General features: G+C 72.8%; 12 protein-coding genes. 8 read left to right on the top strand and 4 right to left on the bottom strand.

Annotation, left to right across the window (positions count from 1 at the left end; all coding sequences use genetic code 11):
- The first annotated feature begins 279 nt into the window (after positions 1–279).
- On the top strand, positions 280–2763 hold the full coding sequence (gene pcrA / locus ACFYWX_RS07140; RefSeq protein ID WP_389422964.1) for a DNA helicase PcrA: 2484 nt from the start codon (positions 280–282) through the stop codon (positions 2761–2763).
- Positions 2764–2851: 88 nt separating this feature from the next.
- Here pcrA and ACFYWX_RS07135 read toward each other — a convergent pair whose 3' ends face one another.
- Together ACFYWX_RS07135 and ACFYWX_RS07130 are read right to left on the bottom strand one after the other, a co-directional pair.
- Positions 2852–4426, bottom strand: coding sequence for a M23 family metallopeptidase (locus ACFYWX_RS07135; protein ID WP_389422963.1), 1575 nt, complete (start codon positions 4424–4426; stop codon positions 2852–2854).
- Positions 4427–4660: 234 nt separating this feature from the next.
- Positions 4661–5533, bottom strand: a complete 873-nt coding sequence (locus tag ACFYWX_RS07130; RefSeq protein WP_389422962.1) for an esterase/lipase family protein — start codon at positions 5531–5533, stop codon at positions 4661–4663.
- Between the two features lie 427 nt (positions 5534–5960).
- Here ACFYWX_RS07130 and ACFYWX_RS07125 point away from each other — a divergent pair, with 427 nt between their 5' ends.
- Positions 5961–6377, top strand: coding sequence for a cobalamin B12-binding domain-containing protein (locus ACFYWX_RS07125; RefSeq protein WP_389422961.1), 417 nt, complete (start codon positions 5961–5963; stop codon positions 6375–6377).
- A 62-nt stretch (positions 6378–6439) separates the two neighbouring features.
- Here the strand turns inward: ACFYWX_RS07125 and ACFYWX_RS07120 are convergent, their stop codons facing one another.
- Positions 6440–8041 carry a DUF5691 domain-containing protein gene (locus ACFYWX_RS07120; protein WP_389422960.1) on the bottom strand — a complete coding sequence of 534 codons (1602 nt, stop codon included), beginning with the start codon at positions 8039–8041 and terminating at the stop codon, positions 6440–6442.
- Positions 8042–8164: 123 nt separating this feature from the next.
- Positions 8165–9523, bottom strand: a complete 1359-nt coding sequence (locus tag ACFYWX_RS07115) for an SWIM zinc finger family protein (RefSeq protein ID WP_389422959.1) — start codon at positions 9521–9523, stop codon at positions 8165–8167.
- A 145-nt stretch (positions 9524–9668) separates the two neighbouring features.
- On the opposite strand from ACFYWX_RS07115, the gene ACFYWX_RS07110 reads away from it, so the two are divergent.
- The 6 genes from ACFYWX_RS07110 (at position 9669) to ACFYWX_RS07085 (ending at position 17919) form a co-directional block, all read left to right on the top strand.
- A complete protein-coding gene (locus ACFYWX_RS07110; protein WP_389422958.1) occupies positions 9669–10799 on the top strand; it encodes an AAA family ATPase in 1131 nt (376 codons plus the stop codon).
- Positions 10800–10889: 90 nt separating this feature from the next.
- Positions 10890–13430 carry a DUF5682 family protein gene (locus ACFYWX_RS07105; protein WP_389422957.1) on the top strand — a complete coding sequence of 847 codons (2541 nt, stop codon included), beginning with the start codon at positions 10890–10892 and terminating at the stop codon, positions 13428–13430.
- Positions 13427–13582 carry a hypothetical protein gene (locus tag ACFYWX_RS07100; RefSeq protein WP_389422956.1) on the top strand — a complete coding sequence of 52 codons (156 nt, stop codon included), beginning with the start codon at positions 13427–13429 and terminating at the stop codon, positions 13580–13582. The genes ACFYWX_RS07105 and ACFYWX_RS07100 overlap by 4 nt, the downstream gene beginning before the upstream one ends.
- A complete protein-coding gene (locus ACFYWX_RS07095; RefSeq protein ID WP_389422955.1) occupies positions 13579–14742 on the top strand; it encodes a VWA domain-containing protein in 1164 nt (387 codons plus the stop codon). The genes ACFYWX_RS07100 and ACFYWX_RS07095 overlap by 4 nt, the downstream gene beginning before the upstream one ends.
- 232 nt (positions 14743–14974) lie before the next feature.
- Positions 14975–15847, top strand: a complete 873-nt coding sequence (locus ACFYWX_RS07090; RefSeq protein WP_389422954.1) for a hypothetical protein — start codon at positions 14975–14977, stop codon at positions 15845–15847.
- A gap of 122 nt (positions 15848–15969) precedes the next feature.
- Positions 15970–17919: a hypothetical protein gene (locus tag ACFYWX_RS07085; RefSeq protein WP_389422953.1), complete on the top strand. Its 1950-nt coding sequence runs from the start codon at positions 15970–15972 to the stop codon at positions 17917–17919.
- The last annotated feature ends 138 nt before the right edge of the window (positions 17920–18057 follow it).

Below are 18057 nucleotides of genomic sequence, written 5' to 3'. Positions count from 1 at the left end.
CGGTAGCCAACTGGTGTGGCCCCTGTGAAGGTTGATGGGTGATATGCCCGATACATTTTCGTGACCCGGGCTCAGGTGTCGGCTTGGGGTGACCAGTGTGGTGAGTTTTGGGTCAGGTTATGCATGTTTGGTGCACGCATTGCTGACCGTAATGAGGTGGATTCGGAGGGTGGGAATGTGGCGTGATGGTCGGGTCCGGAAGATCCTCGGCTTCTGATTCCGGGGATGTTTTCGGGGCGGCGGTCGGTTGTCGGTGGGGCGCCCTAGACTCGGAGAGCGATGAGCAGCCTCTTTGACGACAGCTTCCTGGCGGACCTCCAGGCCCCGAAGGGCCATGGGGAAGAGCCTCCGCCACCGCCCGACGACGATCACGTACCGGAGCCGATCCCGGACGATCTGTTCGGCGGGAAGTTCGACGTGCCGCCGGACCGGGAGGCGTACTACCGCGACGGCGCCCCGCGCCCGGCGGTGGACCCGGCCGCGCTCCTGGAGGGGCTGAACGAGAACCAGCGCGCCGCCGTCGTGCACTCCGGTTCCCCGCTGCTCATCGTGGCCGGCGCAGGCTCCGGCAAGACCCGCGTGCTGACCCACCGCATCGCCCACCTGCTCGGCGAGCGGAACGTGCATCCCGGCCAGATCCTCGCGATCACCTTCACCAACAAGGCCGCGGGCGAGATGAAGGAGCGCGTCGAGCAGCTCGTCGGCCCGCGCGCGAACGCGATGTGGGTGATGACCTTCCACAGCGCGTGCGTGCGCATCCTGCGCCGCGAGTCCAAGAAGCTCGGCTTCACGTCGTCGTTCTCGATCTACGACGCCGCCGACTCCAAGCGCCTGATGGCCCTGGTCTGCCGCGACCTGGACCTCGACCCCAAGCGCTTCCCGCCCAAGTCCTTCAGCGCCAAGATCAGCAACCTCAAGAACGAGCTGATCGACGACGAGGACTTCGCCGCGCAGGCCACCGACGGCTTCGAGAAGACCCTCGCCCAGGCCTACGCCCTCTACCAGTCGCGGCTGCGTGAGGCGAACGCTCTCGACTTCGACGACCTGATCATGACGACGGTCAACCTGCTGCGCGCCTTCCCGGACGTCGCCGAGCACTACCACCGCCGCTTCAGGCACGTCCTCGTCGACGAGTACCAGGACACCAACCACGCGCAGTACTCCCTCGTCCGCGAGCTCGTCGGCACCTCCGAGCACCCCGTCGACGTCCCGCCCAGCGAGTACGACGTCCCGCCCGCCGAGCTCTGCGTCGTGGGCGACGCCGACCAGTCGATCTACGCCTTCCGCGGCGCGACCATCCGCAACATCCTCCAGTTCGAGGAGGACTACCCGGACGCGACGACGATCCTGCTGGAGCAGAACTACCGCTCCACCCAGACGATCCTCAGCGCGGCCAACGCGGTCATCGAGCGCAACGAGTCCCGCCGCCCCAAGAACCTGTGGACCAAGGCGGGCACCGGCGCGGGCATCACGGGCTACGTCGCCGACACGGAGCACGACGAGGCGCAGTTCGTCGCCGACGAGATAGACCGTCTCACGGACGCGGGCGACGCGAAGGCCGGCGACGTCGCCGTCTTCTACCGCACCAACGCCCAGTCCCGTGTCTTCGAAGAGGTCTTCATCCGCGTCGGCCTGCCCTACAAGGTCGTCGGCGGCGTCCGCTTCTACGAGCGCAAGGAGGTCAGGGACGTCCTGGCCTACCTGCGCGTGCTGGCCAACCCGGAGGACTCGGTCCCGCTGCGCCGGATCCTCAACGTGCCCAAGCGGGGCATCGGCGACCGCGCGGAGGCGATGATCGACGCCCTCTCCCAGCGCGAGAAGATCAGCTTCCCGCAGGCACTGCGCCGCGTGGACGAGGCGTACGGTATGGCCGCGCGGTCGACCAACGCCGTCAAGCGGTTCAACACGCTGATGGAGGATCTGCGCACGATCGTCGAGTCGGGAGCCGGACCGGCCACCGTCCTCGAAGCGGTCCTCGAACGCACCGGCTACCTCGCCGAGTTGCAGGCCTCCACCGACCCGCAGGACGAGACCCGTATCGAGAACCTCCAGGAACTCGCCGCCGTGGCCCTGGAGTTCGAGCAGGAGTCCGGCGAGGGCGAGGCCTCGGGCGGGCTCTCCGACTTCCTGGAGCGGGTGGCCCTGGTCGCCGACTCCGACCAGATCCCCGACGAGGACGAGGACGGCTCCGGCGTCATCACCCTGATGACCCTGCACACCGCCAAGGGCCTCGAGTTCCCGGTCGTCTTCCTGACCGGCATGGAGGACGGCGTCTTCCCTCACATGCGTGCCCTCGGCCAGACCAAGGAGCTGGAGGAGGAGCGGCGCCTGGCCTACGTCGGCATCACACGCGCGCGGGAGCGGCTGTACCTCACGCGGTCCACGTTGCGCAGCGCGTGGGGACAGCCCTCGTACAACCCGCCGTCGAGGTTCCTGGCGGAGATCCCGGACCAGCACCTGGAGTGGAAGCGGACGGGGGCCCAGGCCGCCCCGGCCGCTCCGGTCTCCGGGGTCGCGGCCTCGCTGTCGTCGTCCCGCTCGCGGTCGTCGGCCTCGGGCGCCTCCGGCTTCGCCACGCGCCGGACCTCGGAGAAGCCGGTGGTCTCACTGGCCGTCGGCGACCGGGTGACGCACGACCAGTTCGGACTCGGGACGGTCGTCGGGGTCAAGGGCACGGGCGGGAACGCCGAGGCGACGATCGACTTCGGGGACACCAAGCCGAAGCGGCTGCTCCTGCGTTACGCGCCGGTCGAGAAGCTCTGACACGAGGTTCTGAAACCAAGCTCTGACGCACCGAGCCCCCGCCGAACAGCGGGGGCTCGGTGCGTACTTACGGAGCTGCAAGAACGTTTTACGTGGGGTCGATTCCGTGACTGCGCAGCCACGGGAGCGGGTCCACCGCCGAGCCGCCGCCGGGGCGCACCTCGAAATGCAGGTGAGGTCCGGTCGAGTTGCCGGAGTTGCCGGAGAACGCGATGGGCTCGCCGGCCTTCACCGTCGTGCCGGAGGAGACCCGGTAGCTGGAGAGGTGGCAGTACCACGTCTCCGTGCCGTCCTTCGCCGTCACGATCATCATGTTGCCGTAGGCGCTGTTCCACTGCGTCCGTACGGTGCCGTCGGTCGCGGACATCACGGTCGTGCCGTACGAGACGGGGAAGTCGATGCCGGTGTGGACGGACATCCAGTTGATGCCGGCCTGGCCGTAGTAGGCGCTGAGCCCGTGCTGCCCGACCGGCAGGGCGTACTTGGGGCGCAGCCGCTCCTTGCGGGCCGCCTCCGCCGCCGCCTTCTTCTTCTCGGCCTCCTGCTGCGCCTTGAGGTCGATGCGTTCCTGCGTACGGCTGGCCCGGTCGGCGAAGTCGTCCGCCTCGGCGCTCAGGCTCTTGAGCTGGTTGTCCAGCACGTTGTTGGCGGTGGACGGCTTCACCGACTTCGTCTCCGCGTCCGCGGCGGAGGCCGTGGTGTCCTTGTCGTCGCCGGTCAGGGTCCCGACCGACGCGGCGGCGATCCCGGCGACGCCCATCACACATGCCGAAGGCACGGCGATGGTCAGCAGCGCGGAGCGCTTCGCGGGCGGACGGCGGCGGGAACGGTTGCCGCGGGCAGCCGTGCGCGGGCCCGGGAGAGGGATGACCTCTTCCTGGTCGTCGAGGAGCGGGGTGACGGCGGGCAGTTCGCCGGTCGCGGCCGGGTCACCGTCGCCCGGGGCGGGCTCGTCGAAGGAGACGTTCTCGAACGTCGCGGTCGCCATCTGGTCGAAGGGCACGGACTGTTCGTCGAAGGACGCCTGCTGCTCGTCGAACGAGGGCTGGTGTTCGAAGCCCTGTTGCTGCTCGAAGGGGGCCTGCTGCTCGAACTGGGCCTGCTGCTCGTACTCCCCGGTGGTGGGGGTGGAGCCGCCGTCGGAGTTCCACTGCGTGGCGTCGTAGGCGCCGGTGTCGAAGGTCTGGGTGCCCCACTCCCAGTGCTGGGTCTGGTCGGCGGGGGCGCCGGACTGGTCGGGCTGGAGCCAGGCGCTCGCGTCCCACTGGCCGCTGGCGTCGGGGGCCGTGGCCTGCGACGGGATGACGGAGAGCTGCTGGGGGTCCGCGGCCCAGGAGGTGGACTCGTACGCGCCCGTGTCGTACGTGGCGTGGTGCTGGGCCGCGTACGGGTCGTGGTTCAGCGTGTGGTGGCTGCCGGTGGACCACTGGCCGGCGTCGTACGAGCCGGTGTTCTGGGCCTCGCCGGGCAGGTCGCCGAAGAGGGGGTCCGTGGCGAACGTGGCCGTGCCGTGGCCGCCGGTGTCAAAACCGCTCGCGTCATAGCTGCCGTGCGTGGTGAAGTCGCCGTACTGGGCCTCCTGTCCGCCGTACGACGCGTACTGCGCCGAGGCGGCGTCCGAGGCCGGGGAGGTCATGGCCCCCGACGGGTGACGATCGTTCACCAACTTCTCTTTCGCCTCGACGACAGGGGCTGCCAGAGCAGTGCGGTGACTGTACCCGGCGGTACGCGGGCGCGACAATCTTCCTCAGGTTTCGTGCCCCGGGGAAAGGGGCATTCGGCCGTGTTTCGGGGAACTGCGGACGCGGGTTTGGCCTTGTGTTCGAAGAATGTTCGATGTCTGGCGGCTGTCAGGGCGCTGTAATTCGGCTGTGACGGGGGCTCGTCGCGCCGGTTCTCACGCCACGGTCAGACCGCCGGCGCGGGCGGCCGGCGCTCCCGGCAAGGCGGTGTCGGGGGTGTCGAGGGCCTGGCGTATTCCGGCCGCGACCGCCGGGTGGACTGGCAGGGCGAGATGGCCCACCCCTGTGACCTGCACGTTGTCCGCGCGCAGATCGGCGTGGTCGATGCGGGCGGTCTCCAGCGGGTCCATCAGATGGTCGAGATCGCTCCAGAAGCTGACGAACCGGGTACGGCAGCCGGGCGCGGGCCGGCTCAGCTCCTCCATGACCTCCGAATCGGGGCGCATCTGGCGCACGATGGGGTGCGCGTTCGCCAGCGGTGCCACCCGGGTGCCCGCGTGCGGTGTGCCGAGGGTGACCAGCGTGCGCACCCGGAGGTCGCCGCCGAGCCGTTGGACGTAGTAGCGGGCGATCAGTCCGCCGAGGCTGTGCCCGACGATGTCGACCCGCTCGCTGCCCGTGCGGTCGCAGATCTCGTCTATGTGCCGGCCGAGCAGCTCGGCGGCGGTGCGGATGTCGCAGGTCAGCGGCGAGTAGTTGAGCGACTCGATCTGCTGCCTGCCGTGCTGGGCGAGGTTGCGGCGCAGCAGGACGAAGACGGACCGGTTGTCGATGAAGCCGTGCAGCAGGACGACCGGCGGCTTGGCCTCGGTCGGGAGCCGCGCCGTGTCCGGCGAGGGGGGAAGGGGGTCGGCATCGCCGCGGCGCTCCTGGATGATGCCGGAGGGATAGAGGAGGAGGTGGCCCGTGAGGATCGCGATCTCCAGGGCGGTCGCCTTCAGCAGCGCCACGGAGAGTCCCGCCAGTCTGGTCGGCAGGAGCCGCTGGCAGAGGGGGAGAAAGGGCATCAGCACCCTGGTGACCTTCATGGCCGACCTCCTGTCGGCACACCGGAGAACGGCCCTGTCCCCCGGGTGCTCTCGGGGGGAGTCGCGGCGAAGGCGGTCGTCCTCGCCCGTGCTGCGTGCCGGTCTCGCTCGTTGCGGCTCCCCTTTGCGCCGGTCCCTGGGGAACGGTGCGTGGTGAACGTTTGTCCCATCGTGTGATTTCCCCCTCGCTGTCCACCGCGAAACTGCCGGTTGCGGGATGCTGGAGATAACGTTCGTTCACTTCCCCGGCTGGCGGAGTGCGGGATTCCCTGCCGCAGCGGCGCATCCGGTGCAGTGGGCGGAGGAATGTGCGGTACAGACGAGCTGTAGTTGCACGCGTGACACGTGCGGTACTTGTCGGTACCCATGACCCGGTATGCATGGATGTATCGGTACGGATGGATGTAGTCGCTTCATGGAGGCAGTGATGGGTGTGGCAGCCGGTCCGATCCGCGTGGTGGTGGCCAAGCCGGGGCTCGACGGCCACGATCGCGGGGCCAAGGTGATCGCGCGGGCGCTGCGCGACGCCGGTATGGAGGTCATCTACACCGGGCTCCATCAGACCCCCGAGCAGATCGTGGACACCGCGATCCAGGAGGACGCCGACGCGATCGGCCTGTCCATCCTCTCCGGCGCCCACAACACGCTCTTCGCCGCGGTGATCGACCTGCTCAAGGAGCGCGAAGCGGAGGACATCCTCGTCTTCGGCGGCGGGATCATCCCCGAGGCGGACATCCCTCCGCTGAAGGAGAAAGGCGTCGCCGAGATCTTCACGCCCGGCGCGACGACGCAGTCCATCGTGGACTGGGTACGGGCCAACGTGCACCAGCCCGCGGAGGCCTAGCACGCGAGAGGCGCGAGTGGGCCGGGGCGACCGGCAGTGGGTCGGGGTGACGGGCCCGGGCCCTACGCCGGCTCCGGCTTCAGCTCCTCGGTCATCGCCGCGCGCAGGCGCAACGTCGTGACCAGACGCTGGAAGGCCTCCGCCCAGTACCCCCCGGCCCCGGGCGAGGCGTCCTCCGGCTCGTCCGGCACCGCCAGCAGACCGTCGAGGCGGCTCGCCTCGGACGGGTCGAGGCAGCGCTCGGCCAGCCCCATCACCCCGCTGAAGCTCCATGGATAACTCCCCGCGTCCCGCGCGATGTTGAGCGCGTCCACCACCGCCCGCCCGAGCGGCGGGGCCCAGGGCACCGCGCACACCCCGAGCAGCTGAAACGCCTCGGACAGACCGTGCGTCCCGATGAACCCGGCGACCCACTCGGCCCGCTCGGCGGCGTCCAACGCGCCGAGCAGCTTGGCCCGCTCGGCCAGTGACACCGCGCCCGGGCCGCCGGCCTCGGGTGCGGCGGGTGCCCCGAGGAGCGCCCGCGACCACTCGGCGTCCCGCTGCCGCACCGCCGCCCGGCACCACGCCGCGTGCAGCTCGCCCTGCCAGTCGTCCGCCACCGGCAGCGCCACGATCTCCCGGGGCGTACGCCCGCCCAGCCGCCCCGGCCAGGCGCCGAGCGGCGTCGCCTCCACCAACTGCCCCAGCCACCAGGACCGTTCCCCCCGGCCCGCGGGCGCCTTGGCCACGACGCCGTCACGCTCCATGCCCGCGTCGCACTCGTGCGGCGCCTCCACGACGATCGTCGGAGCGTCCCGCGTGCGGTCGACGGCCACGCAGGCCCCGGCGCGGTCCGCCATGCGCGCGGCGAGCGCCGACTCGGGCAGCGCCGACAGCAACTCCGCCGCCGTCGCCCGTACGTTGCGACTGCGGTCGGACAGGGCCTGCTCCAGGAACGGCTCGTCCTCGGGGCCGAGGCCCGTGCGCAGCGAGTCGAGGAACATCAGCCGGTCCTCGGCCCGCTCCGTCGACCACGTCGCCGCGAGCAGCTCCCGCGCGGCCACCGGCTCACGCGTCCGTATCGCCGCGAGCAGCGCGACCCGCTCCGCGAACAGGCCCTCCTGCCACAGCTGCTGGACCCGGGCGGCCTCCTCCGGACCCGGCAGCGCCGCGCCCCCGCCGGGCGTGGCGCGCAGGGCGAACCGCCAGTCCGGGTTCAGCCGGGCGAGCCACAGCGCGCGCGGCCCCGCGAACGCCAGTGCCGCCGGCCGCAGGTCCGTACGCCCCCGGGCCGCGTCCAGCAACGCGGGCAGCGCATGCGGAGGCGCGGCGTAACCCCGGGCGTTCGCCGCCGCGAGCCACTGGGGCAACAGCTCCATGAGGTCCGGTGCCGTACCTCTGCGACCGCCGCCGCCCGGGGCGGAACGGTCGGCCAGCAGCATCGCGAGCCTGCGGACCGCCGCGTCGGGCAGCGCCGGGCGCGGGTCCTCGGAAGCAGCCTCCGGGCGCCGCGCGGCCCGCGCGGGCCGCAACCCGGCCCGCCGTCGTACGGTCTGAACGGCCGCCGCGTCAAGCAACCCCACCGGCGCCTCCCGCCCCGGCCCGTGGCCCGGGGGCGTACGCCGGTCCGTTCCGAGCAGTGCGGTGGTGACGAGGTTCTCCCAGTCGGAGGGTGTGCTCATGGTTCCCTTCCCTTGGGTGCTGTGGGTGCTGTGGGTGCTGTGGGTGCTGTGGGTGCTGTGGGTGCTGGGGGTGTTCTGCGGGGCGTGGGGCCTGCTGAACGGGACGGGGCGCTTGACCGCTCGTCAGCACAGCCGTACCGCCTCTCCCGCGCCCTCCGGCCAGGCCGTCAGGGGGGTGAAGCCGCGGTGGCCGCACTCGCCGAAGACCTTCACCGGGGCGCCGCCCGAGAGGGCGACCAGGCGCCACAGTCCGGGGCGGGAGCGCGCGGCGGGGGTGAGCGGAAGTGCCGAGTCCTCGTCGGCGTCCGCCAGTTGCCAGGAGTCGCCGTCCGGGGTCGGTACGACCCGGTCCAGCGTCACCGGGACGGAGTCCAGCCAGGGGTCGTCGCGCAGGGCCTCGCCGTAGCGGGCGGCCGCCTGTGTGGTCGTCACTCCCGAGGGGCGGAGCGCGGTCGGTGCGGGCGGCGCGAACCGCTCGCCCAGGGCCGCACGCTGCTGCCCCGCGCCCGGATACGCGGACACCTCCGCCTCCAGGACCAGCCCGACCGGCAGCGTCAGTTCCGGAGCCCGGCCGGCGGCGCCGTAGGAGAGGACCAGGGGCGTGCGGTGCGACTCGGCGCCGTGGAGCCAGATGCGGCGGGTGGTCAGTTTCGCGTCCCCCGTGTCGTACTGGGCGAGGACCAGCCAGCGGTCGCGTATCGGCGGGCCGTCCGCCGCGGTGGGCAGGCCGACGCGGGAGCGGACCGTCGCCGCCAGGGCGTCGGGGAGCTGCTCGCGACGCAGCCAGCCCTGGTCGAGGAGATGCAGCAGCGCACACTCCTCCAACAGGCGCACCGGCCAGCCGGGACCGGAGGACGGGACCGCCCCCAGGTCCCGCACCCGCGCGGCCAGTCCCGGTGCCTGGGCGTCGACCATGCGGGCCGCCGTCTCCTCCCACAGCCCGTACCCCGTCTGCTCCGCCGAGGCCAGGCCGCCGCGCAGCAGGTCCGCCAGGCGCTGCTCCAGCTCCGTCGCCCCGGCGGTGACCCGCTCGGCCCGGCGCTCCGCCCTGCGCCGCGCCGCCTCGGGGTCAGCGGAGCCGGACGCGGAGCCTTCCGGGCCGGCCGCCCGCTGTTCCTCCGCGCGCCTGCGCCGCCCCGCGAGCCATGGCTCGGCCCAGTCCGGGGCCGACCGCCCCCGGGGCACCGATGTGTCTCCGCCCGACCAGAGCAGCAGCAGCCCGAGCGCGTGCTTGCACGGGAACTTGCGGCTAGGACAACTGCACTTGTACGCGGGACCGGACACGTCCCCGACATCCACGACCGTCCGGTACGGCGTGCTGCCGCTGCCCTTGCACAGGCCCCACACCGCTCCCTCGTCAGAACTGCCCGTCTCGGACCACGGCCCGGCCGCGCCGAGTTTGCTTCCCGCTTTGCGTGACGTGGTGTCAGGCGCCAGTGCCAGCACCTGGTCCGCGGTCCAGCGCACCCCCTGCTGAGTCATGCCATCGAAGGTAGATCCCACCACTGACAATCGGTCCCGCGATCGCCTGCCGCAGTGCGTTTCCGCAGGTCGGAACGCATTGTCAGTGCCGTGGTGCACGGTGGACACCAGATCCGAACCGGCCGAGCTGGAGGGGACCTCAGCCATGTCTGTGTCCGTCGACCCGACGTTCGTGGAACCGAGTGAGAAGCAATCGACCGAGGCGTTGCGCCCGCACGCCGAGGATGCCTTCGCCGGTGAACTCGCCGCGCTGGCCGCCCGGGACGACCGTCCGCGCCCGGACCGCTGGAAGCTGTCGCCGTGGGCGGTCGCCACCTATCTCCTCGGCGGCACCCTGTCGGACGGCACGGTGATCACACCGAAGTACGTGGGACCACGCCGCCTCGTCGAGGTCGCCGTCACCACGCTCGCCACCGACCGCGCCCTGCTCCTGCTCGGCGTGCCCGGCACCGCGAAGACCTGGGTGTCCGAGCACCTGGCGGCGGCGGTCAGCGGCGACTCGACCCTGCTGGTGCAGGGCACGGCCGGGACACCGGAGGAGGCCATCCGCTACGGCTGGAACTACGCACGGCTGCTCGCGCACGGACCGAGCCGCGACGCCCTCGTCCCCAGCCCGGTCATGCGGGCCATGGCGGACGGGATGACGGCGCGCGTCGAGGAGCTGACCCGCATTCCGGCCGACGTGCAGGACACGCTCATCACGGTCCTGTCCGAGAAGACACTGCCCATTCCGGAGCTGGGCCAGGAGGTGCAGGCGGTCCGCGGCTTCAACCTGATCGCCACGGCCAACGACCGCGACCGCGGGGTCAACGACCTGTCCAGCGCCCTGCGCCGCCGCTTCAACACGGTGGTGCTGCCGCTGCCGGAGAGCGTCGAGGCCGAGGTGGCCATCGTCTCGCGGCGCGTCGACCAGATCGGCCGCTCCCTCGACCTGCCCGCCGCGCCCGACGGCGTCGACGAGATCCGCCGTGTCGTGACCGTCTTCCGCGAACTGCGCGACGGGGTCACCGCCGACGGCCGTACGAAGCTGAAGTCGCCCAGCGGGACCCTGTCGACCGCGGAGGCCATCTCCGTCGTGACCAACGGCCTAGCCCTCGCGGCCCACTTCGGCGACGGCGTACTGCGGGCCGGCGACGTGGCCGCGGGCATCCTCGGCGCCGTCGTACGGGATCCGGCGGCCGACCGCGTCGTCTGGCAGGAGTACCTGGAGGCGGTAGTCCGCGAACGCGACGGCTGGAAGGACTTCTACCGGGCCTGCCGGGAGGTGAGCGCATGAGCGACGCGGGGCGTGCGGCGAGCGGGGAGCTGAGCAGCGGCAACCGCGGGGGCGACGACTCGAGTTGGGCCCGGAGGGGAGGGGGACGGCATGGCGACGGGGGGAGTTGAGGGAGCGGTGGGCCACGAGGAGCAGCGTGCGGCCGGCGCCGGGAATGAGGGGGATGTGGGCACGGTGTTCGGTGTGGGGCCGTTGCTGCTCGGGGTGCGGCATCACGGGCCGGGGTCGGCGCGGGCGGTGCGGCGGGCGTTGGAGGCGGCGCGGCCACGGGTGGTGCTGATCGAGGGTCCGCCCGAGGCCGACGCGCTGATCCCGCTGGCCGCCGACGAGGACATGCGGCCGCCGGTCGCCCTGCTCGCCCACGCGGTCGACGAGCCCGGCCGCTCGGCGTTCTGGCCGATGGCCGAGTTCTCCCCGGAGTGGGTCGCGATCCGCTGGGCCCTGGAGCACGGGGTCCCGGCCCGGTTCATCGACCTTCCTGCCACGCACACGTTGGCGTGGGAGAGGAGCGCTGCGCCAGGGCTGCCGGAGGCCCACGAGACCGCCTCTGACGACGATGTTCGTGTCGATCCGCTCGCCGTGCTCGCCGATGCCGCCGGTTACGACGACGCCGAGCGGTGGTGGGAGGACGTCGTCGAGCACCGGGGTGCGGGGGAGCGGGACGCGTTCGCGCCGTTCGCCGTCCTGGAGGAGGCCATGGGGGCGCTGCGGGAGGCGTACGGCCACGGGGGGCACGACCGGGACCTCGTGCGGGAGGCCTACATGCGGCTCCAGGTACGGGCGGCCCAGCGGGAGTTCGGGGACGCGGTGGCCGTGGTGTGCGGGGCCTGGCACGTGCCCGCGCTGCGGCGGAAGGTCGCCGTCGCCGCGGACCGGGCCTTGCTGAAGGCGCTGCCCAAGGTGAAGGCGGACATGACGTGGGTGCCGTGGACGTACCGCAGGCTGTCGCGGTTCAGCGGGTACGGCGCCGGCATCGACTCGCCGGGCTGGTACGGGCATCTCTTCGCCGCGCCGGACCGGCCCGTCGAGCGGTGGATGACGAGGGTGGCGGGGCTGTTGCGTGCCGAGGACCGGATCGTCTCCTCGGCGCACGTCATCGAGGCGGTACGCCTGGCCGAGACGCTCGCGGTGATGCGCGGCCGCCCGCTGGCCGGCCTGAGCGAGACGACCGACGCGGTGCGGGCCGTCATGTGCGAGGGCTCGGACGTGCCGCTGGCGCTGGTACGGGACCGGCTGGTCGTGGGGGACGTGCTGGGGGAGGTGCCGCGGACGGCGCCGGCGGTGCCGTTGCAGCGTGACCTCGACCGGCTCCAGCGACGGCTGCGGCTCAAACCGGAGGCGCAGGAGCGCGAGATGGAGATCGACCTGCGCAAGGAGACCGACGCCGAGCGCAGCAGGCTGCTGCACCGGCTGCGGCTGCTGGGCGTCGGCTGGGGGGAGCCGGTCGCCTCGCGCGGCAGCACGGGCACGTTCCGGGAGACCTGGCGATTGTGCTGGCAACCGGAGCTGTCCGTGCGGGTCGCCGAGGCAGGGGTGTGGGGGACGACGGTGCTCGCCGCCGCGACCGCCAAGGCAGAGGCGGACGCCGTCGCCGCGCAGGGTCTCGCCGACGTCACCTCGCTCGCCGAGCACTGCCTGCTGGCCGGCCTGCCCGGCGCGCTGCCCGCCGTGATGCAGGTCCTCGCCGACCGTGCGGCGCTCGACACGGACGTCGGCCACCTCGCCCAGGCCCTGCCCGCCCTGGTCCGCTCCCTCCGCTACGGCGACGTACGCGGCACGGACACCGGTGCGCTCGCCGAGGTCGCCGCGGGTCTCGCCGAGCGCGTCTTCGTCGGCCTGCCCCCGGCCTGCGCCGGTCTGGACACGGACGCGGCGGAGGAGATGCGGGGCCATGTGGACGCGGTGCACACAGCGGTGGGGCTACTGGGCGAGGCCACGGGACCGGACAGGACCGTCCCGAGTGCCACTGCGGTGCCCGAACAGGGCGATGCGGGCGACGCCCTCGCGCCGGGTCAGGCGGCCGCGCCGGGTCACGGCCGCACACCGGAGCGCGCCCCCGCCCCGGCCCTCGCCCCTGACCTGCGAGGGCGGTGGCGTGGCGTGTTGCGGGTCTTGTCCGTGCGGGACAGCGTGCCCGGGGTCGTACGGGGGCGGGCTGTGCGGCTGTTGCTGGACGACGGGGGGTTGGGGCAGGGCGAGGCGGCGCGGCTCATGGGGCTCGTGCTGTCTCCGGGGACGCCGCCGGGGGATGCGGCCGCGTGGATCGAGGGGTTCGTCGGGGGCGGATCCGGGGGCGGGATGCTGCTCGTGCACGACGAGCGGCTCCTCGGACTGGTCGACGCCTGGCTGACGGGCGTGCCGGCGGAGGCGTTCACGGATGTGCTGCCGCTGCTGCGGCGGACGTTCTCGGCGTACGAGCCGGGAGTGCGCAGAACGCTGGGCGAGCTGGTCCGGCGGGGGCCGGGGGAGCGGGGGAGCGCGGCGGGGGCGGCGGCCGGCATACCCGGCTTCGCATCCGAACTCGACGCCGACCGTGCGGATGCCGTCCTGCCGGTGGTGCGGCTGTTGCTGGGACTCGACGGCGACCGGGAGAAGGCCGACGACAACGACCTCGTGGGGGTGGCGGGATGACGACCGAAGGACTGGTGGAACCGGGGGAGGGGCGCGGCGAAGTGGTGGCCTCCGGCCGGGACGGGCGAGGCCTCCGCGCGGAGGACCGCCCGACGACGACCGTGACGGTGGTCCCGCTCTGGGACCGGCGTCGCACGGAGGTGCGCGGATGACGACCGAGCCGATGGACCCGGCGCAGGAGCGGCTCCGCCGATGGCGGCTGGTGCTCGGGGGCGACGCGGCGGACGGTACCGGGTGTGCGCTCGCCGGACGGGACGCCGGGATGGACGGGGCGCTCACCGCGCTCTACGGAAGAGGGGACAAACGCCAGACGGGGAAGGACCGTTCGGCGGGGCTCGGGGCGTCGGCGCCGTCCGTGGCCCGTTGGCTCGGGGACATCCGGACGTACTTCCCCTCCTCCGTCGTCCAGGTCATGCAGCGTGACGCCATCGACCGGCTCGGGCTGTCCACGCTGCTGTTGGAGCCCGAGATGCTCGAGGCGGTGGAGGCCGACGTGCACCTCGTCGGCACACTGCTCTCGCTCAACAAGGCCATGCCGGAGACGACCAAGGAGACGGCACGGGCCGTCGTGCGCAAGGTCGTCGAGGGCCTGGAGAAGCGGCTCGCCACCCGCACCCGGGTTACCCTCACAGGCGCCCTCGACCGCAGCGCCCGCGTCAACCGGCCGCGCCACCGCGACATCGACTGGAACCGCACGATCGCGGCCAACCTCAAGCACTACGTGCCGGAGTACCGGACGGTCGTGCCGGAGCGGCTCGTCGGCTACGGGCGGGCGTCGCGGTCCGTGAAGAAGGACGTCGTCCTGTGCATCGACCAGTCGGGGTCGATGGCGGCGTCGGTCGTGTACGCGTCGGTGTTCGGGGCGGTGCTCGCGTCCATGCGGTCGATCAGCACGCGGCTCGTCGTCTTCGACACGGCGGTCGTCGACCTCACCGACCAGCTCGACGACCCCGTCGACGTCCTGTTCGGCACGCAACTCGGCGGCGGTACCGACATCAACCGGGCGCTCGCGTACTGCCAGTCGCAGATCACCCGGCCCGCCGACACCGTGGTCGTGCTCATCAGCGACCTCTACGAGGGCGGGATACGCCACGAGATGCTGAAGCGGGTCGCGGCGATGAAGGCGTCGGGCGTGCAGTTCGTGACGCTGCTCGCGCTGTCCGACGAGGGGGCTCCCGCCTACGACCGGGAGCACGCGGCCGCGCTCGCGGCGCTCGGCGCACCGGCGTTCGCCTGTACTCCCGACCTCTTCCCGGAGGTGATGGCGGCGGCGATCGAGAAGCGGCCCCTGCCCGTACCGGACCCGGTGTGACGCCCACGGGGCCTGGAAGAGCGGTCCGAGCGGTCCGCTGACGATTTGTCGACTGAATTCGGCCAGCGAAATCCGGACATGCCTACGCATCGGTAGCGGAGGGCTTGCGCAACCTCGGGCGTCCCGTGCAAGGATCGACGCCTCGTCAAGCGGTGCGCCACGCTCCGCTCGCCCGTGGCGCATCGGCGCCGACACGAACCTCGTTCCGCCGTACTTGAGGACGATCCCTCTCTTGACCTGGCCAGCAGTCCTGTCCGGTACCGCTCTGCGCGACCTGCGCACGGCGGCCGGTCGGCGTGCGCTCGAAGTGGCGCTGCTGGTGGGTGGCTTGTTCGTGCTCGGGTTCCTCTGCGGAGGGCAGGCGCACGCGGCGGAGACCACGACGACGGTGACCGCACCTGCGGTGAGCACGTCGACGGTGACCGCACCTGCGGTGAGCACGTCGACGGTGACCGCACCTGCGGTGAGTACGTCGCCGGAGACGGCCTCGACGGTGACCGCCCCAGTGGTGACCTTGGCGGAGGCGCAGAGGGAGGCTCCGCCGCTGCGGCCGAATCCCTCCGTCCCTTCGATGCCTTCGCTGCCCGGCCTGCCGGAGCTGCCCAAGGCACCGTCGCCGCCCACCCTGCCGGGCTGGTCGGACGGCCCGGACTTCCCCGGGCTGCCCCCGCTTCCGGGGCAGCCCCCGCCGACGCCCGTCACGTCCACGCCACTGCCGGCCGGGCAGACCCCGGACACGCCGGCTTCGCCCTCGGACGAGTCCGGCCGGAGACCGCACCAGCACGCCGGTACGGCGGCGACAACCGCGCTCTACGGGCCGCTCCCAGCCGTCGTAGGCACGGCGCACGGAGCGGCAGCGCACGACCACGCCTCGCGTGCCGCCCGGCCCGGTCACGTACCGGAGCAGCACGCGCCCGGCGGTGGTTCGAGCGGCGTGCTGGGCAGCCAGGCGGCGTTCGACAACGGCACGTCGCGGCACGGCGACGGGCATGCCGTCACCTCCCACCACCCGGTGCCGCCGGCGCTCATGCCCGGCACCACCTCGCGTACGGACGCGGCCGGTACCCGGGACAGGTACCGGGACATTCCTCTTTTCCCCGCCTAGGGCAGGCCTTCCCGCGCCCGGACCTGCCGCGCGGGGGCGGCACAGGTCTGCCCACTCACCGGAATGTCTCCAAGCCTCCCGAAGTCCCGGATTCCCGGCTTCACTAAGGATCTGACGTACGCATGAACAAGAACATCCGCCGCTCCATCGTCATAGCCGCCGGCGTCACCGGCGCCTGGGCGCTCGGCTCCACGGTCGCCAGCGCCGACGAGCTGCCCGCCTCCTCCCTCTCCGCCACGGACCCGACGGCCGACACCGGCACAGACACGGGCACAGACACAGGCACCGGCACAGACGTCGGCGCGGACGCCCAGGGCGCCACAGGTTCGCTCACCGCCACCGCGGACGGGGTCGTCTCCGAGGTGCGGGACACCGTCTCCGGCATCACCCGCAGCACCGCCACGGACGACACGACCTCGACGGTCACCGACACCGTCGGCACGGTGACGTCCACCGGTGCCGACGCCACCGGCACCGAAGACCAGGCCCGCCGCCAGGCAGACGCCAAGACCGGTGCCAAGACCGACGCCAAGACCGGTGTCGCCAAGGTGCGGGGTGCCCAGGCCATCCAGGGCGCCAAGGCCGCCCGCTCCGCCGCCCGCGCCGCCGCCCGGGCCAAGGCGCAGGCCACGGTCACAGCGGTCAAGGAGAAGGCAGCCGAGGCGATCACCTCCGCTCCCACCTCCCCGCAGCACGGCATCGACTACCTCTTCGGCCCGCTCTCCGCCTTCGTCCCGGAGCTGGAGGAGGCCCTGGCCGCCGCCCAGACGAAGCTCGCGGGCGCGGGTGCGGGCGCTGACCGTACGGCGGCCGGTGCGGACGGCGCGCTGCGCGGCACGGTCGCCGGTGCCGAGGGCCGCGTGGGCGGCGCGACCGCCACCGCCGGGGCCGTCGCCAAGTCGACGACGACCACCGCCCACGCCACCGTCTCCGCCGTCCCGAGCCACGTCACCGGCACGGTCGCCGATGTGAAGCAGCAGGTCGTCGGCACCGTCTTCACCGTCCCCGGCACGGTCACGCCGATCGTCTCCACGACGTCCGACGCGGTCGTCCCGCCGGTCGCCGGCACCGCGGTGCACGGGGTGCTCCCGGTGGCGGACCGGGCCGCGGCCGGTGTCGTGCCCGTGGCCGGTGGCGCGGTCGCCGGTGTGACGCCCGTCGCCGAGGACGCGGTCGCCGGGGCCGCTCCCGTCGCCACACACGCCGTGGCCGGTGTCGCACCGGTCGCGTGGCACACCGTCGACGCGGCGACCGCACTGGCGTACGGGGCCGTCGCCGACGTCCAGCCGGTCGTGAACGGGGCCGTACAGGGTGTCCCGCCGGTCGCCGAAGGCGCGGTCTCCGGCGTGCGGGGCGTCGCCACCGGGGCCGTCTCCGGTGTCCACCCCGTTGTCGGCGGCGCTGTCGCCGACGTACCCCCGTACGCCACCGGCCTGGTCGGCCAGGCTGCCCACAACCCCACCGAGGCCGTGTTGCCGCCGGTCGTGCACACCACCGTCGACACCGCCGTGCACACCGTGCACACCGCCGTCCACGGGGTCGTACCGGTCGCCGGGCAGGCCGTGGTGGACGCGGGTGGGGTGGTGTACGGGGTCAGGGGTAACGTCGGCCCGTTCGCGGGTGGGGTCGCCGAGGGCGTGGCGCCGCTCGCGCACGGGGTGACCGGGCAGGTGGGGCCGTTCGCGGAGGGCGTCGTGGGTGAGGTGCCGCCGTTCGCGCAGGGGGTCACCTGGGCCGTCGAGCCGGTCGTGGACACGGTCACCGAGACCGTGCGGCCCGTCGTGCACGGCGTCGGCGGCAGCGCCGCGACGCTGGCGTACGGCGTGACGGGCGACGTGGCCCCGTTCGCGGGCGGGGTGGTCGGCGAGGCCGCCCCCTTCGGCCACGGCGTCGCCGGCCGGGTCGCGCCCTTCGCTGAGGACCTGACCGGAACCGTCGGGGCCACCGCCGCCCCGCTGGCCCACCACGCCGCCACCGGTGCGGCAGGCGTCGCCGACTCGCTCACTCCCGGTTTCCAGCACCAGAGCGTGCCGCAGTACGGAGCGCGGCACGCCACCCCGTACGGCGTCTGACAGCCGTACGGCCATCGACCCCGCGCGGCGTGGTTCCGGACCGGCCGAACGCCGTCGGCCGGTCCGGACGAAGCCGCGCGGACCGGGCCGGATGGTCCCCATTGGGGTGGGGATCATCCGGCCGGGGCCCCTTCGGGG

The sequence above is a fragment of the Streptomyces sp. NPDC002888 genome, assembly GCF_042888465.1.
In the GTDB taxonomy this organism is placed as follows: Bacteria; Actinomycetota; Actinomycetes; order Streptomycetales; family Streptomycetaceae; genus Streptomyces.
The sequence above is the reverse complement of the archived record's forward strand: the minus strand, read 5'-3'. Positions and strand labels throughout refer to the sequence as shown.

What these genes read in the sequence shown, in the direction of transcription:
- pcrA (WP_389422964.1), top strand. Translation starts at nt 280, where the DNA reads ATGAGCAGCCTCTTTGACGACAGCTTCCTGGCGGACCTCCAGGCCCCG.
- ACFYWX_RS07130 (WP_389422962.1), bottom strand. Translation starts at nt 5,533, where the DNA reads ATGAAGGTCACCAGGGTGCTGATGCCCTTTCTCCCCCTCTGCCAGCGG.
- ACFYWX_RS07125 (WP_389422961.1), top strand. Translation starts at nt 5,961, where the DNA reads ATGGGTGTGGCAGCCGGTCCGATCCGCGTGGTGGTGGCCAAGCCGGGG.
- ACFYWX_RS07120 (WP_389422960.1), bottom strand. Translation starts at nt 8,041, where the DNA reads ATGAGCACACCCTCCGACTGGGAGAACCTCGTCACCACCGCACTGCTC.
- ACFYWX_RS07115 (WP_389422959.1), bottom strand. Translation starts at nt 9,523, where the DNA reads ATGACTCAGCAGGGGGTGCGCTGGACCGCGGACCAGGTGCTGGCACTG.
- ACFYWX_RS07110 (WP_389422958.1), top strand. Translation starts at nt 9,669, where the DNA reads ATGTCTGTGTCCGTCGACCCGACGTTCGTGGAACCGAGTGAGAAGCAA.
- ACFYWX_RS07105 (WP_389422957.1), top strand. Translation starts at nt 10,890, where the DNA reads ATGGCGACGGGGGGAGTTGAGGGAGCGGTGGGCCACGAGGAGCAGCGT.
- ACFYWX_RS07100 (WP_389422956.1), top strand. Translation starts at nt 13,427, where the DNA reads ATGACGACCGAAGGACTGGTGGAACCGGGGGAGGGGCGCGGCGAAGTG.
- ACFYWX_RS07095 (WP_389422955.1), top strand. Translation starts at nt 13,579, where the DNA reads ATGACGACCGAGCCGATGGACCCGGCGCAGGAGCGGCTCCGCCGATGG.
- ACFYWX_RS07085 (WP_389422953.1), top strand. Translation starts at nt 15,970, where the DNA reads ATGAACAAGAACATCCGCCGCTCCATCGTCATAGCCGCCGGCGTCACC.